Source organism: Pseudomonas frigoris, assembly GCF_047758635.1.
In the GTDB taxonomy this organism is placed as follows: domain Bacteria; phylum Pseudomonadota; class Gammaproteobacteria; order Pseudomonadales; family Pseudomonadaceae; genus Aquipseudomonas; species Aquipseudomonas frigoris.
The window spans coordinates 6717155-6732319 of record NZ_CP180479.1 but is presented as its reverse complement, the minus strand read 5'-3'; the positions used below and the strand labels follow the sequence as shown (position 1 = coordinate 6732319).

At 59.9% G+C, this 15165-nt stretch carries 12 protein-coding genes; 7 read left to right on the top strand and 5 right to left on the bottom strand.

What is annotated here, in order from left to right:
* Positions 1–105: 105 nt before the first annotated feature.
* From ACMXYH_RS31080 to gcvH, 4 genes are all read left to right on the top strand, one after another.
* Positions 106–1110, top strand: coding sequence for an extracellular solute-binding protein (locus tag ACMXYH_RS31080; protein ID WP_415765896.1), 1005 nt, complete (start codon positions 106–108; stop codon positions 1108–1110).
* Positions 1111–1252: 142 nt separating this feature from the next.
* Entirely contained in the window at positions 1253–2869 is a 1617-nt protein-coding gene (locus tag ACMXYH_RS31075) for an ABC transporter permease (protein ID WP_415765895.1), read from the top strand.
* 156 nt (positions 2870–3025) lie between these two features.
* The gene (gcvT, locus tag ACMXYH_RS31070) at positions 3026–4108 is read left to right on the top strand and encodes a glycine cleavage system aminomethyltransferase GcvT (protein WP_415765893.1); all 1083 of its coding nucleotides are present in this window, start codon (positions 3026–3028) and stop codon (positions 4106–4108) included.
* Positions 4109–4158: 50 nt separating this feature from the next.
* Positions 4159–4542: a glycine cleavage system protein GcvH gene (gene gcvH / locus ACMXYH_RS31065; RefSeq protein ID WP_111448365.1), complete on the top strand. Its 384-nt coding sequence runs from the start codon at positions 4159–4161 to the stop codon at positions 4540–4542.
* 129 nt (positions 4543–4671) lie between these two features.
* Here gcvH and ACMXYH_RS31060 read toward each other — a convergent pair whose 3' ends face one another.
* Entirely contained in the window at positions 4672–5811 is a 1140-nt protein-coding gene (locus ACMXYH_RS31060) for a DegT/DnrJ/EryC1/StrS family aminotransferase (RefSeq protein WP_415765892.1), read from the bottom strand.
* A gap of 141 nt (positions 5812–5952) precedes the next feature.
* Between ACMXYH_RS31060 and gcvP the strand changes: the two genes are divergently transcribed.
* Positions 5953–8826 (top strand): aminomethyl-transferring glycine dehydrogenase, encoded by a 2874-nt coding sequence (gene gcvP, locus ACMXYH_RS31055; RefSeq protein WP_415765891.1) that lies wholly within the window; start codon positions 5953–5955, stop codon positions 8824–8826.
* 178 nt (positions 8827–9004) lie between these two features.
* Here gcvP and ACMXYH_RS31050 read toward each other — a convergent pair whose 3' ends face one another.
* The 3 genes from ACMXYH_RS31050 to ACMXYH_RS31040 form a co-directional block, all read right to left on the bottom strand.
* A complete protein-coding gene (locus ACMXYH_RS31050) occupies positions 9005–9322 on the bottom strand; it encodes a DUF2388 domain-containing protein (RefSeq protein ID WP_010466645.1) in 318 nt (105 codons plus the stop codon).
* Positions 9323–9395: 73 nt separating this feature from the next.
* The gene (locus ACMXYH_RS31045; protein WP_415765890.1) at positions 9396–11180 is read right to left on the bottom strand and encodes a GspE/PulE family protein; all 1785 of its coding nucleotides are present in this window, start codon (positions 11178–11180) and stop codon (positions 9396–9398) included.
* A 90-nt stretch (positions 11181–11270) separates the two neighbouring features.
* The gene (locus ACMXYH_RS31040) at positions 11271–11609 is read right to left on the bottom strand and encodes a hypothetical protein (protein ID WP_129440166.1); all 339 of its coding nucleotides are present in this window, start codon (positions 11607–11609) and stop codon (positions 11271–11273) included.
* Positions 11610–11735: 126 nt separating this feature from the next.
* On the opposite strand from ACMXYH_RS31040, the gene ACMXYH_RS31035 reads away from it, so the two are divergent.
* Positions 11736–12200: an Lrp/AsnC family transcriptional regulator gene (locus tag ACMXYH_RS31035; RefSeq protein WP_046045137.1), complete on the top strand. Its 465-nt coding sequence runs from the start codon at positions 11736–11738 to the stop codon at positions 12198–12200.
* Positions 12201–12315: 115 nt separating this feature from the next.
* Here ACMXYH_RS31035 and ACMXYH_RS31030 read toward each other — a convergent pair whose 3' ends face one another.
* Complete coding sequence (locus ACMXYH_RS31030; RefSeq protein ID WP_129440168.1) at positions 12316–13683, bottom strand: inorganic triphosphatase; 1368 nt, start codon at positions 13681–13683, stop codon at positions 12316–12318.
* Between the two features lie 157 nt (positions 13684–13840).
* Between ACMXYH_RS31030 and argE the strand changes: the two genes are divergently transcribed.
* Positions 13841–15010: an acetylornithine deacetylase gene (gene argE / locus ACMXYH_RS31025; RefSeq protein WP_415765889.1), complete on the top strand. Its 1170-nt coding sequence runs from the start codon at positions 13841–13843 to the stop codon at positions 15008–15010.
* Positions 15011–15165: the final 155 nt, after the last annotated feature.

Genomic DNA, 15165 nt, shown 5'->3' with positions numbered 1-15165 from the left:
CAACTTGTGCAACATCTGGTAACTCCTCCGCAAACTGTTCGATTGAGAACCTAAATGTGAGTCCATATCATTTGGCCTCACTTTTTCAATCGAGAGATCGCTCCCATGTTGGTACCGAAGCGTCTACTGACCGCACTCGCCTTGACCGTGATTGGCAGCACCGCAGCCCAGGCCGCTGACGAGGTGGTGGTTTACTCCTCGCGTATCGACGAGCTGATCAAGCCGGTCTTCGATGCCTACACCGCGAAAACCGGCGTGCAGGTGAAGTTCATCACCGACAAGGAAGCGCCGCTGATGCAGCGGATCAAGGCCGAGGGCGAGAACGCCACCGCGGATCTGCTGCTGACCGTCGATGCCGGCAACCTCTGGCAGGCCGAGCAAATGGGCATCCTGCAACCGTTCACTTCCAAGGTGATCGACGCCAACATCCCGCTGCAATACCGCTCATCCGCCCATGCCTGGACTGGCTTGAGCCTGCGGGCGAGGACCATCGCTTACTCCACCGATCGGGTGAAACCCGGTGAGTTGACCACCTACGAAGGTCTGGCCGACAAGAACTGGGAAGGTCGCCTGTGCCTGCGCACAGCGAAGAAGGTCTACAACCAGTCACTGACTGCCACCATGATCGAAGTCCATGGCGCCGACAAAACCGAGAGGATTCTCAAGGGCTGGGTGAGTAACCTGTCCACCGACGTATTCTCGGATGACATCGCGGTGCTGGAGGCCATCAACGCGGGTCAATGCGACGTCGGTATCGTCAACACGTACTACTACGGCCGTCTGCACAAGCAGAAGCCTGACCTGGCGGTGAAGTTGTTCTGGCCGAACCAGAGCGACCGTGGCGTGCACGTGAACCTGTCGGGTATCGGCCTGACCAAACATGCTCCGCACCCGGAAGCGGCCAAGGCCTTGGTGGAATGGATGACCACACCTGAAGCGCAGAAGATCTTTGCTGACGTGAACCAGGAATTCCCGGCCAACCCTGCGGTTCAGCCTTCTGCAGAAGTGGCGAGCTGGGGCAAGTTTGTCGCCGATACCTTGCCTGTGGAAATTGCCGGCAAGCGTCAGGCTGAAGCGATTCGCATGATGGATCGGGCGGGCTGGAACTGACGCTGCACCTTTAAAGATCAAAAGATCGCAGCGTGCGGCAGCTCCTACATTGGGATGATGTACACCCGGTAGGAGCTGCCGCAGGCTGCGATCTTTTTGCGTATGACGCACATTTCGCTGATTTTCCTCAGAGAGCTTTTCCTTGGCCCACCCCGCCCAACGCCGCTGGTATCCCCTGGTCTTCGCCATCGCTGCGCTGGTCCTGCTGCCACTCAGCGTTTTGCTGTTGTCCTGGCAAACCATCGATCATCAGATCTGGTCCCACCTCTGGGATACCCAGATGCCGCGCCTGCTGGGCAATACCCTGACCCTGGTACTCGGTGTCGGTATCGGCGTGACGCTTTTGGGCGTGAGCCTCGCCTGGCTCACCAGCCTCTGCGAATTCCCCGGTCGGCGTTGGCTGGACTGGGCGCTCATGCTGCCATTCGCCATTCCCGCCTACGTGCTGGCATTCGTCTTCGTCGGCCTGTTGGATTTCGCAGGCCCCGTGCAAACCCTGTTGCGTGAATGGTTCGGCTCGGGCTTGAGGCTGCCGCGCGTGCGCTCCACTGGCGGCGTGGTTCTGGTGCTGGTGCTGGTCTTCTATCCCTATGTTTATCTGTTGGCGCGAACTGCGTTCCTGGCGCAGGGCAAAGGCTTGATGGAAGCGGCGCGAGTCTTGGGGCAATCCCCGTGGCAAGCGTTCTGGCGAGTCGCTTTGCCCATGGCGCGCCCGGCCATCGGCGCTGGCGTGGCACTGGCGCTGATGGAAACGCTGGCGGATTTCGGTGCGGTGTCGGTGTTCAACTTCGACACGTTCACGACCGCCATCTACAAGACCTGGTACGGATTTTTCAGCCTCTCCACCGCCGCGCAACTGGCCAGCCTGTTGCTGCTGGTGGTGATGGTTGTGCTGTACGGCGAGCGCCGTGCTCGCGGGGCCAACCGGGCGAGCAACGAACGGCCACGGGTCAAGGCGCTGTATCACCTGCACGGTTTCAAAGCGCTGGCGGCCATGAGTTGGTGCGGTTTGGTGTTCGCCTGCGCTTTCGTCATTCCAGTGCTTCAACTGGTGATGTGGTTCTGGCAGCGCGGGCGTTTCGATCTGGATGAACGTTACGCGGGGCTAATCGTCCATACCTTGTACCTGGGCGGCATGGCGGCGCTGATCACCGTCAGTGTTGCTTTAGTGCTGGCGTTTGCCCGGCGTCTGGCTCCGACCCGAGCGATCCGCACCGGCATCAGCCTGGCCAACCTCGGCTACGCCTTGCCAGGTTCGGTGCTGGCGGTGTCGATCATGCTGGCGTTCAGTTACCTGGACCGCGAACTGGTAATCCCGTTGTCGGGTTGGCTGGGGGGCGCCGGCAAGCCATTGTTGCTGGGCAGCCTCTCGGCGTTGTTGCTGGCGTATCTGGTGCGCTTCATCGCGGTGGCTTATGGGCCGCTGGAAAGCAGTCTGGCGCGAATACGGCCATCTTTGCCCGAAGCGGCACGTAGCCTTGGCGTCAGTGGGCCACGACTGTTTTTCAAAGTGTATCTGCCGTTATTGCTGCCAGGAACGTTGAGCGCTGCGTTGCTGGTGTTCGTCGATGTGCTCAAGGAAATGCCCGCGACCCTTCTGATGCGCCCGTTTGGCTGGGACACGCTGGCGGTGCGCATCTTCGAAATGACCAGCGAAGGCGAGTGGGCGAGGGCCTCTTTGCCGGCCTTGACTCTGGTTTTGGTCGGCCTGCTACCGGTCATCGGATTGATTCGACGTTCAGCGCATCGAAACGCCTAGGTGCCAGTCCTACACCTTGAGGCTACAATGCGCGGCATTCGGTGCGGTCCGTCCTACGGATCAGGTAGCTGAAATCGGCTGAAAGCCTTCTATTTCAAGGCTTTCACCCCGTGCAGCACCGGCCCGCACCTTCGCCACGCCCGGAAGGAGAAACCCATGGGACAGCGCACGCCTCTGTATGACCTTCATCTCGCCCTCGGCGCGAAGATGGTCGATTTTGGCGGTTGGGATATGCCTTTGCATTACGGCTCGCAGGTCGAGGAACACCATCAGGTGCGTCGCGATTGCGGGGTTTTCGATGTATCCCACATGACCGTGATCGATGTCAGCGGCCCTCAGGCCAAGGCCTGGCTCCAGCATTTGCTGGCCAATGACGTCGAACGTCTGCACAGCCCTGGCCGTGCCTTGTACAGCACCATGCTCAACGAGCGCGGCGGCATCGTCGACGACATGATCGTCTACCGTCTCGACGAAGGTTATCGGCTGGTGGTCAACGCCTCCACCCGTAATCAGGACCTCGCCTGGATGCAGGCCCATATCGATGGTTTCGATCTGCGGCTCAACGAGCGCTCCGAGCTGGCGATGCTGGCCATTCAAGGCCCCCAGGCCCGGCACAAAATCTCCGAACTGGTGACCCAGTCCCGCGGCAACCTGATTCAGATGCTCAAGCCCTTCGAAGGCCAGGCTGATGGTGACTGGTTCATCGCGCGTACGGGTTACACCGGCGAAGATGGCCTGGAAATCGTTCTGCCGGCCAGTCAAGCGCCAGGATTCTTCAACGATCTGGTGGGCGCGGGCATCTCGCCGATCGGCCTCGGGGCGCGCGATACTCTGCGGGTCGAAGCCGGCATGAACCTCTACGGTCAGGACATTCATCAAGACGTATCACCACTGGCCTCCAACATGGCCTGGAGCATTGCCTGGGAACCGGCTACTCGCCAGTTCATCGGTCGCAGCGCTCTTGAAGCCGAACGGGCGGGTGGCGTGCAGCACAAACTGGTCGGTCTGGTCCTTGAGGAGCGTGGGGTTTTGCGCGCTCATCAAGTGGTCCGCATCGCCAATGTTGGCGAAGGGGAGATCACCAGTGGTAGTTTCTCTCCTACGCTTAGCAAGTCGATAGCACTGGCGCGCGTGCCGATGGCAACTGCCGACCGCGCAGAAGTGGAAATCCGTGGCAAGTGGTACCCGGTCCGAGTGGTCAAACCGACCTTCGTACGCCATGGCAAAACCTTGATCTAACCTTTTCTGGCGGGCAACGACCGCTGACAATTCTCTTGAGGACACAGAACATGAGCGATATTCCTGCCGACCTGCGTTTTGCCGAAAGTCATGAGTGGGCCCGTCTCGAAGCCGATGGCAGCGTCACCGTGGGCATCAGCGATCACGCTCAGGAAGCCTTGGGCGATGTGGTGTTCGTTGAATTGACTGAAGTCGGAACAGTCTTTGCTGCCGGTGATCAATCCGGTGTGGTGGAGTCGGTTAAAGCCGCTTCGGACATCTACTCCCCGGTTGCCGGTGAAGTGATTGCCATCAACGAAGAACTGAGCGCTAACCCTGAGTTGCTCAACTCCGACCCGTACGGCGCCTGGATCTTCAAGCTCAAGCCAAGCAACGCGGCTGACCTGGACAAGCTGCTCGACGCAGCAGGCTACAAAGCCGCTATCGGCGAGTAATCTTCGTCCTGCGAAATCCATGTGGGAGCGGCGGTGCGACGATTCGACTTGCTCGCGAAGGCGGTGTATCAGTCAACATTCATTTCGACTGATACACCGCCTTCGCGAGCAAGCCCGCTCCCACAGGTTTTATGGCTTTAGAACGGCTTTCACCGCCGCCACCGAACGCTCAACATCCGCTTTGCTCATGGCGGTAAACATCGGCAGCGAAACAATCAGGCGACCGACCCGCTCGGCGACCGGAAACATCCCTTCCTTAAACCCGCGCTCGCGATAAAGACTCAGCAGGTGGATCGGCGGGTAGTGATAGCCGATACCAACCCCCAGTGCCTGCATCTGCTCCATGAAGGTAGCCCGCGCCGGTTGGCCATCCTTACGCTCTGGCAGCACCAACTGAAACAAATGCCAGTTGCTGTTCTCGAAATCCGCCGGGGGTAGTTGAGCCCCATACAACGCTTCGAAATCCTCGCCAAAACAAGCGAAATAGTGCCTGGCCAGTTCACGGCGATGAGCAGTGATTGCTTCGATGTGAGCAAATTGCCCAAGGCCGATGGCCGCCGCAACATCGGTCATGTTGAACTTGCCGCCCAGCACATCGACATCCAGACCATCGAAGCCGCTGCGGGTGACGCCCTGTAAACGGTACTTTTGCCCCAGTCGCACTTCCTCGGCATTGTTCAATACAAGGCAACCGCCCTCTGACGAGGTGACGTTCTTGTTCGCCTGGAAACTGAAGGACACGAAATCGCCGGTCGAGCCAATGCGTTGGCCGTTCCAGCTCGAGCCCAAGGCTTGCGCGGCGTCTTCGACAATCCGCAATCCGTGTTTTTTGGCGATCGCATACAACCGGCTCATGTCCACCGGCAAACCGGCGAGGTACACCGGAATGATCGCTTTGGTGCGCGGGGTGATTGCCGCTTCCAGCTGATCCAGGTTGATGTTGCGGGTAATCGGGTCGATGTCGGCAAACACCGGCGTGGCGCCGACTTCCAGAATGACGTTGGCGGTGGCCACCCAGGAAATCGGCGTGGTGATCACTTCATCGCCCGGTCCGACCCCGGCAATGCGCAGGGCGATTTCCATGGTGCAGGTGCCGGAATTGAAAGTGAGTACCGGGCGCCCGCCAAAAAACTCCGAGAGTTGTTGTTCAAAGGCCTGGACCTTGGGGCCGCTGGTAATCCAGCCCGAGCGCAACACGTCGCCAACAGCGGCAATCGTGGCTTCGTCGATGGTGGGTTTGGAGAACGGCAGGAAAGGCAGTTGGCTCATAAATACAGTTACCTGATCAGCGGACATTGGGCACATGCCGAGCATGATGATCCGCAATGGCCGTTGGCGCCAGGTATCGACTGCTATGCTGGTTTGACCGTGTTGCATCGACGTTGAGCGCCAGTCAAGAGAGAGCCCGTCATGTCCCAGTTGCCGTCCTTGAGCCAGTTACGCGACCCCAATGCCTTCCTTCGCCGCCACCTCGGGCCCGATGCCGCCGAGCAACAGGCGATGCTCGACAGCCTCGGCCTCGGCAGCCGGGTCGAGTTGATCGAGCAGACGGTGCCGCCAGGAATCCGCCTGAACAGGCCGCTCGACCTGCCACCCGCGCTCGACGAAGAAGCCGCACTGGCCAAACTGCGCGGTTACGCCGAGCAAAACCAGGTCTGGACCAGCCTGATCGGCATGGGTTACCACGGCACCCTCACACCGACCGTCATTGTGCGCAACGTGCTGGAAAATCCCGGTTGGTACACCGCGTACACGCCGTATCAACCAGAGATCGCCCAAGGGCGGCTCGAAGCGCTGCTGAACTTCCAGCAATTGACCATCGACCTCACCGGCCTGGAACTGGCCAACGCCTCGCTGCTGGACGAAGCGACGGCGGCGGCAGAAGCCATGGCACTGGCCAAGCGTGTCGCCAAGTCCAGAAGCAATCTGTTCTTCGTCGACGAAAACTGTCATCCGCAGACCATTTCCGTGGTACAGACCCGAGCAGAAGGATTCGGCTTCGAGCTCATCATCGACACTGTGGATAACTTGAAACAGCACCAGGTGTTCGGCGCGCTCCTGCAATATCCCGACACCCACGGTGAGATCCGCGATCTTCGTCCCTTGATCGATCATCTGCATGCTCAGCAAGCCTTGGCATGTGTCGCCACCGACCTGCTGAGTCTGCTGTTACTGATGCCGCCAGGGGAGTTGGGCGCCGACGTAGTGTTCGGTTCATCCCAGCGTTTCGGCGTGCCCATGGGTTACGGTGGGCCTCACGCGGCGTTTTTTGCCAGTCGCGATGAGTACAAACGGGCGATTCCCGGGCGAATTATCGGCGTGTCGAAGGACGCTCGCGGCAACGTCGCCCTGCGCATGGCCCTGCAAACCCGCGAGCAACATATTCGCCGGGAGAAAGCCAACTCGAACATTTGCACCGCTCAGGTGCTGCTGGCCAACATTGCCAGTTTCTATGCGGTTTACCACGGTCCGGAAGGGCTCAAACGCATTGCCCAACGCGTCCATCGGCTGACCAGCATCCTCGCCGCTGGTCTGGAGCGCCACGGAATCACCCGCCTCAACACACACTTTTTCGACACGCTGACGCTCGAGGTCGGAGGCACTCAGACGGCAATCATCGAAAGTGCCAAGGCTGCACAGATCAACCTGCGTATTCTCGGGCGCGGGCAGTTGGGGCTGAGCCTCGACGAAACCTCTGACGAATCCACCGTCGCGAAGTTGTTTGATGTGTTCCTCGGTTCTGATCATGGGCTCAACGTCGACGAACTGGACGCTGAAACCCTTGCTTGCGGCATTCCCGCAGGTCTGCTGCGTACCTCGCCTTATCTGCGTCACCCGGTGTTCAGCGCCCATCACAGCGAAACCGAGATGCTGCGCTACCTCAAGCAACTGGAGAACAAGGACCTGGCGCTCAATCAATCGATGATCCCGCTGGGCTCCTGCACCATGAAGCTCAATGCCACCAGCGAGATGATCCCGATCACGTGGCCGCAGTTCGCCAACCTGCACCCGTTTGTGCCGAAAGAGCAGGCGGTGGGTTATTCGCTGATGATCGAAGAACTGGAGCGCTGGCTCTGCGCTATCACCGGTTTCGACGCGATCTGTATGCAGCCCAACTCCGGGGCCCAAGGCGAGTACGCCGGGTTGCTGGCGATTCGTAAATATCACGAGAGTCGTCATGAGGGCGCGCGGGATATCTGCCTGATCCCGTCCTCGGCCCACGGCACCAACCCGGCTTCGGCGCAGATGGCCGGGATGCGCGTGGTGATCGTCGAATGCGACGAGGCGGGCAACGTTGATCTGGATGACCTCAAAGGCAAAGCCGCAGAGGCCGGAGACAAACTCGCCTGCCTGATGGCGACGTATCCTTCGACCCACGGCGTGTACGAGGAAGGCATCAGCGAAATCTGCGAAGTTATCCACAGCCACGGCGGCCAGGTGTACATGGATGGCGCCAACCTCAACGCCCAGGTCGGACTGGCGCGCCCGGCGGACATCGGCGCCGACGTGTCCCACATGAACCTGCACAAGACCTTCTGCATTCCACATGGTGGCGGCGGGCCGGGCATGGGGCCGATTGGTGTGCGGGCGCATCTGGCGCCGTTCGTGGCCAATCACCCGGTGATGCCGATTGACGGGCCGCTGGCGCAAAACGGCGCAGTCAGCGCGGCGCCTTGGGGCAGCGCGAGCATTCTGCCGATCAGCTGGATGTACATCGCGATGATGGGGCCGCAATTGGCGGATGCCAGTGAGGTGGCGATCCTCGCCGCGAATTACCTGGCGCAGCACTTGTCCGGGGCGTTTCCGGTGCTTTACACCGGGCGCAATGAGCGGGTGGCTCACGAATGCATTCTTGACCTGCGGCCACTCAAGGCGCTGACCGGGATCAGCGAGGAGGACGTCGCCAAGCGGCTGATGGATTACGGGTTCCATGCACCGACCATGTCGTTCCCGGTGCCGGGGACGTTGATGGTCGAACCGACCGAAAGTGAATCGAAGGCAGAGCTGGACCGGTTTATTGGAGCGATGCTGAGTATCCGCGCGGAAATCACCGAGGTGCAGAACGGCAACTGGCCGGCCGATGACAACCCGCTGAAACGTTCGCCGCATACCCTGGCGGATATCACCGGGGTCTGGGAACGGCCCTACAGTATCGAGCAGGCGGTTACGCCGGATGCTCATACCAAGGCGCATAAGTACTGGCCGGTGGTGAACCGGGTGGACAATGTTTACGGTGACCGCAATCTATTCTGTGCATGTGTCCCGGTAGACGATTACCGCTGATCTGCAGGGCAACACAAATCCAATGTGGGAGCGGGCTTGCTCGCGAAAGCGGTTCAACATTCAAAACTGATGTCGACTGACATACCGCTTTCGCGAGCAAGCCCGCTCCCACAGGGTCTTGTGTTGGGGCATAAAAAATGCCGCTCATGGGAGCGGCATTTTTGTTCAGCAGTAAACCTTATTCCGAGGCGACGGCATTCTTCGCCAGGATCGCGTTCGCCAGTTCCATGTCCGTGGCCTGCAGGCCAGGGTTGTCAGCGCGGACTTTCTGCATCGCGGCCTCCAGGTATGGACCGCGAATGCCGCCGTCACTGGCGACAAAGCTGCCGGCATCGTCTTGGGCGGCAACGATCAGCTTGTGATCCTTGAAAGTCAGGTAGGTCGAACCGGTAGTCGCACCGGACGAGATGACGTTACGCCAAAAGCTATCGGCCATCGCCGAACCGACAGGAAGGGACAACAAGGCGATGGTAGCGACAGCAAGTTTGAGACGCATATTGGGTGACTCCACTGGGTTAACTACGGCGTTTGATTGCCAATCCCCCAATCGAGTTCCATGACGACCGCGCCTACCTTTGCTCGCTCTGCGGCGTTACTCGCAGCACCTCCTCAATCGTCGTCAAACCCGCCGCCACTTTTTGCGCCCCCGACAACCGCAAACTGCGCATGCCTTCCTTGAAGGCCTGACGCCGCACGGCCAGCAAATCGGTGTCGGGATTGATCAGTGCTTTGACGCCGTCCGTCAGCTGCATGATTTCATAGACCCCGGCGCGGCCGCGGTAACCGGTATCGCGGCATTCCAGGCAACCGATGGCGCGATGTGCGTTGTTCGGCAACGGTGCCTGCCAGGGCCGGGTCAAGGTTTGCCAATCTTCTTCACCCAGGGTCAGCGGCGCCTTGCAATGCGGGCACAAGGTGCGGACCAGGCGCTGGGCCATGACGCCGAGTACCGTGGCTTTGATCAGGTAATGCGGCACACCCAGTTCCAGCAAGCGGCTGATCGCGCTCGGCGCATCGTTGGTGTGCAGCGTCGACAGCACCAAGTGGCCAGTGAGCGCGGCCTGGATCGCCATTTCAGCTGTTTCCAGATCACGGATCTCACCGATCATGATGATGTCCGGGTCCTGTCGCATCAGCGCGCGCACACCGGCGGCGAAGGTCAGGTCGATGTTGTGCTGAACTTGCATCTGGTTGAACGCCGGCTCGACCATTTCGATCGGGTCTTCGATGGTGCAGAGGTTGACCTCCGGCGTCGCCAGTTTCTTTAGCGTGGTGTACAGCGTGGTGGTCTTGCCGGAACCGGTCGGGCCGGTGACCAGAATGATGCCGTTGGGCTGGCTCGTCATGTCTTGCCAGCGGCGCAGGTCTTCGGCGGAGAAGCCCAACTGATCAAAGTCCTTGAGCAGTACCTCCGGGTCGAAGATCCGCATGACCATTTTTTCACCGAATGCGGTCGGCAATGTCGACAGCCGCAGCTCGACTTCGCCACCGTCCGGGGTTTTGGTCTTGACTCGGCCGTCCTGGGGTTTGCGTTTTTCCGCGACGTTCATCCGCCCGAGGCTTTTCAGGCGGCTGACGATGGCCATGGTCACTTGCGGTGGGAATTGATAGACGTTGTGCAGCACGCCGTCGATGCGAAAGCGCACCGTGCCTTGTTCGCGCCGGGGTTCGATGTGGATATCGCTGGCCCGTTGCTGGAACGCGTACTGGAACAACCAGTCGACGATGTTGACGATGTGCGCGTCGTTGGCGTCCGGCTCCTGGTCGCTGGCGCCGAGGTTGAGCAGCTGCTCGAAATTGCCCAGGGTGTTCATCTGCTGATCGGCGTTGGTCGCGCCGCTGACCGATTTGGCCAGGCGGAAAAACTCCACGCTGAAGCGCTGGATGTCGACCGGGTTGGCGACCACACGCTTGATCGGCAGTTTCAGCACATGGGTCAGGTCGGCTTCCCAGCCGGTGACGTAGGGCTGGGCGCTGGCCACGGTGACGGCGTCGCGGTCGATAGACACCGCAAGAATCTTGTGGCGCTGGGCGAAGGCGTAGGACATCAGCGGCGTAATCGCTGCAACGTTGATTTTCAGCGGGTCGATACGCAGATAAGGCTGACCGGCCTGCTGTGACAGCCACAGGGTCAGGCTTTCCAGGTCGAGGTGTTTACCGGGACGGCTAAGGTCGTCCAGGTGTTGGCTGGCGATGAATTCCAGCGGGTGCATCTGGCTATTGGCAGCGTGACGGCGTCGGGCATTGAGCGCGTGCTCGGCCGAGTCCTGGCTGATAAAGCCTTGGGCGACCAGTTCACGCAGCAAATCATTGAGATCCAGCCAGCGGTCCTGAATGGCAAGTTGAACGGACATGCGGGCTCCTCATGAACAACAGTTCGCAAAGGATAGTCGCGGAGCCGCAGACCGTTGGGCCACTACCCGACGAAGCCGTGTCGAGTTTTTTCAGCCCGCCGCCTGAGCCGGTTCATTCCATACGCAATCAACCGCTTGCAGATCAACCGAACAGACGCTGATCAGGTTACGAAATTTTTCCGCGATCACTTGGGCACGGTGCCAGCTCAGGCCGTCTATCACGATGTCAATCGACAGCAGATCGTCCATCCGCTGCACGTTGACCTGTTGCGGCGTCAGAAACTGCAAAGCGAACAGGTTGAGCGCCCGGCACAGCAGGTCCGGTTCGGCCTCGGCCAACAGTTGGTAATGAACACGGCAGTGGGCGTTGCTGACGTTCCAGACATCGGCGCGGGTGTGCGGGGTGTTCACGGCTTCTAGATGCGGCATGGTCTGTCTCCAAAATCACTGGAGGAATTTTTACATTCGGTGCCGGGCATTTCTTATCTATGATTGGGCTTATTGGCGATTGTTTGAATTGCTTGATTCGGTAAGTTATCAATTAAAGGTTTTTTTATGCATAGCGAGCTGGATGGCTACGACCGCAAGATTCTGGCGTTGCTGCAAGAGGACGCTTCGCTCTCCAGCGCGCAGATCGCCGAGCAGGTGGGGCTTTCGCAATCGCCGTGCTGGCGGCGGATACAGCGGATGAAGGAGGAGGGGATCATTCGCGGGCAGGTGACCTTGCTCGACCGGAAGAAAATCGGGCTTAACACGCAGATCTTCGCCGAAATCAAACTCAACGCTCACGGGCGTTCGAACTTCACCGAATTCACCGAGGCAATTCGCGGCTTTCCCGAAGTGCTGGAGTGTTATGTGCTGATGGGGTCGGTGGATTTCTTGCTGAGGATTGTTACGGCGGACATTGAGGCGTACGAACGGTTCTTCTTCGAGAAGCTGTCGATGGTGCCGGGGATTCAAGAGGTGAACTCGATCGTGGCGTTATCGGAAATCAAATCCACGACGAGTTTGCCGGTCTGATGTTTTTGCGGTGGATGTGCAGGCCTCATCGCGAGCAAGCTCGCTCCCACAGTTAACCGAGTTGTCTGAATGGACGCGGTCTAATGTGGGAGCGAGCTTGCTCGCGATGGCGGTATTACATACGCAGCAGCATCTTCCACGCACGATTCTGATACACCGCAATCGCCTGCTGCTTGCGCGCATCCAGCGATTCATCGGTGATCGGCTCGTTCGCCAATTGAGCAAGCTGTTTCAGCTCACCGTACAAGCGATCCATTTCCGGGATGTCCAGCACGCTGCGGGCGTGGTGCAGCCAAGCCTGGATGCGCTCGATGCGCGGCAGTTGCTCGGCCAGGTCTTCCGGTTGTTGCTGGTAACGCTGCAGTTGCAGGGAAGTCGCTTCTTCACCCAGCAAACGCGGCAGCCAGCTACCCAATTGCGCAGCGCCCTGGCGATTGCCGCGGACGTTGCGATCGGCAGCCCAGGTGCGGGCCAGCAACCAGCGCGAAGTGTTCAGCGAGAACAGGCCCCAACGCGGGTCTTCCAGTTCTTCGAGGAACTGCTCCGGCGCGGCTTTGCGTACGTCTTCGTCGTCGACACCGGCTTGCACCAGCGGACGCCAGTCTTCGAGCAAGGCATCCAGCGCGACGCGCAGATCGTGCGTCGACTGACGCGGTGCGGCTTGACCCAGGCTGCTAAGCAGCGCGCGCAACTCAGCCAGGTTTTCGACCCAGTCCAGCAACAGGCGCCAGTGACCATTGAAGCGATACTGCTCGGCGAGACGCTGGCTGCTGCTCAGCAAGTGCCAGCTCAGCGCGGCAAAAGCGTCGTCCAGCGGGGTTTCGGCGGTGATCTGTGGCGCCGGCAGGCTCAACGAGTAGCTGTTGGCGTCGTACAGGCGATAACCGCGCTCGGCCTTGCTGATGTCACATGGCATCAGGGCCAGGGTCGCGGCCAGTTCGGCGGCCAGTTCCAGCAGGGCGGCCGGCTCGCCTTCGCGCAGTTCAAGTTCCAGCTCGCAGATTTCTTCTTTCTGCTTGCCCACGATCACGTGACCCAGATCCAGCGCGGCTTCGATGACCACTTTGGTCTTGCCACGGCCCCAGGCGATTTCAGCGCGTTCGCGGACGAAATCGGTGGTGAAGATCGGCTTCAGGGTTTTCTTGTCCAGCTCGGCCAACTCTTCAGGCCAGCATTCGCCGTCGAGTTTCTTCACGTCGAGCTTGGCTTTGGGCAGGTTCCAGTCGTATTCGTTACGCTCGGACAAACCGGCGACGCTCTGGCCGCGGGTCTTGAGGGTCTGAATCACTTCTTCACCATCGCGGCGCAGGCGCAGGGCAACCTTGGCGCGGGCCAGGTCGCGCTCAGGCGTGTCGAAGTACTGGTTCATCAACTCACGGCGTTCCCAGCCACTTTTGTTGCGTTTTTTCAGGAGCGGGTGCTCGCGCAGGGCAGCGAGGGTTTCTCGGCTGACGCGGAGTTTGATTTCGGTTTCTTTCTGCATGGCCGGAAAATCCAGGATCGGGAGCGCAGCCGGGGGAATGTGTGGCTGCCAAGGTCGTGCAGTGTACAGCACTGACCAAACCTACGCGCCGCGCCGGTTTATTCCTGTCGCCAGATGGTTCTATGATGGGGTTCAAGTCGGGAGTTGGGAGTCAGCGATGCTTTTGCCGTCCATGAAAGATCAATTCGCTGCGCTGATCGCTGCGCCGTCCGTCAGCTGTACGCAGGCCAGCCTCGATCAATCCAACCGTCCAGTGATTGACCTGTTGGCAACGTGGCTCGGTGATTTGGGTTTTGCCTGTGATATCCAGCAGGTCAGCCCCGGAAAATTCAACCTGCTGGCCAGTTTTGGTTCCGGCCCCGGTGGCTTGGTGCTGGCCGGTCACAGCGACACGGTGCCGTTCGATGGCGCGTTGTGGCAAACCGATCCGCTGAAGCTGACCGAAGTCGACGGCCGCTGGGTCGGGCTGGGCAGTTGCGACATGAAGGGATTTTTCGCGCTGGCCATCGAAGCCGTCATACCTCTGCTCGATCAGCCGTTCAAGCAACCGTTGTTGATCCTTGCTACCTGTGATGAAGAAAGCTCAATGTCCGGTGCTCGCGCCTTGGCCGAAGCCGGGCGGCCGCTGGGTCGTGCGGCGGTGATCGGCGAGCCGACCGGGCTCAAGCCGATCCGCATGCACAAAGGCATCATGATGGAGCGCATCGACATCCTCGGTCAGAGCGGCCACTCCTCGGATCCACGCCTCGGCCACAGCGCCCTCGAAGCCATGCACGACGCCATCGGTGAACTGCGCGGTTTGCGCCTGTTGTGGCAGCGCAAATTTCGTAATCCGCAGTTCGGTGTACCGACGCCGACCCTGAATTTCGGCTGCATCCATGGTGGCGATAACCCCAACCGCATTTGTGGCCAGTGTTCGCTGGAGTTCGACCTGCGGCCTCTGCCGGGCATGGACCCCAAAGCCCTGCGCGCGGAGATTTTGCAGAGGCTTAACCCGGTTGCCGAACGGCATCAGGTGAAGATCGATTACGCGCCGCTGTTCCCCGAAGTGCCGCCGTTCGAACAGGCCGAGGATGCAGAATTGGTCCGGGTCGCGGAAAAGCTCACCGGCCATCGTGCCGAAGCAGTGGCGTTCGGCACCGAAGCGCCTTATCTTCAGCGTCTTGGCTGCGAAACACTGGTGCTCGGCCCTGGCGACATCGCCTGTGCGCACCAACCGGGGGAATACCTCGAAATGTCACGTTTGCAGCCTACGGTGCATCTATTACGTCAACTGATTGAATATTACTGCCTGACACCGGCCAAAACGCCAATGCCAGTCAATTGAGCACAAATCCATGTGGGAGCGGGCTTGCTCGCGAAGGCGGTGTGTCAGACACATCAGATGCGACTGACACACCGCCTTCGCGAGCAAGCCCGCTCCCACAGGGTCTGTGCTATGACAGACATGTCGGTTAAATTGCCAATGTCCCAACCCGTATT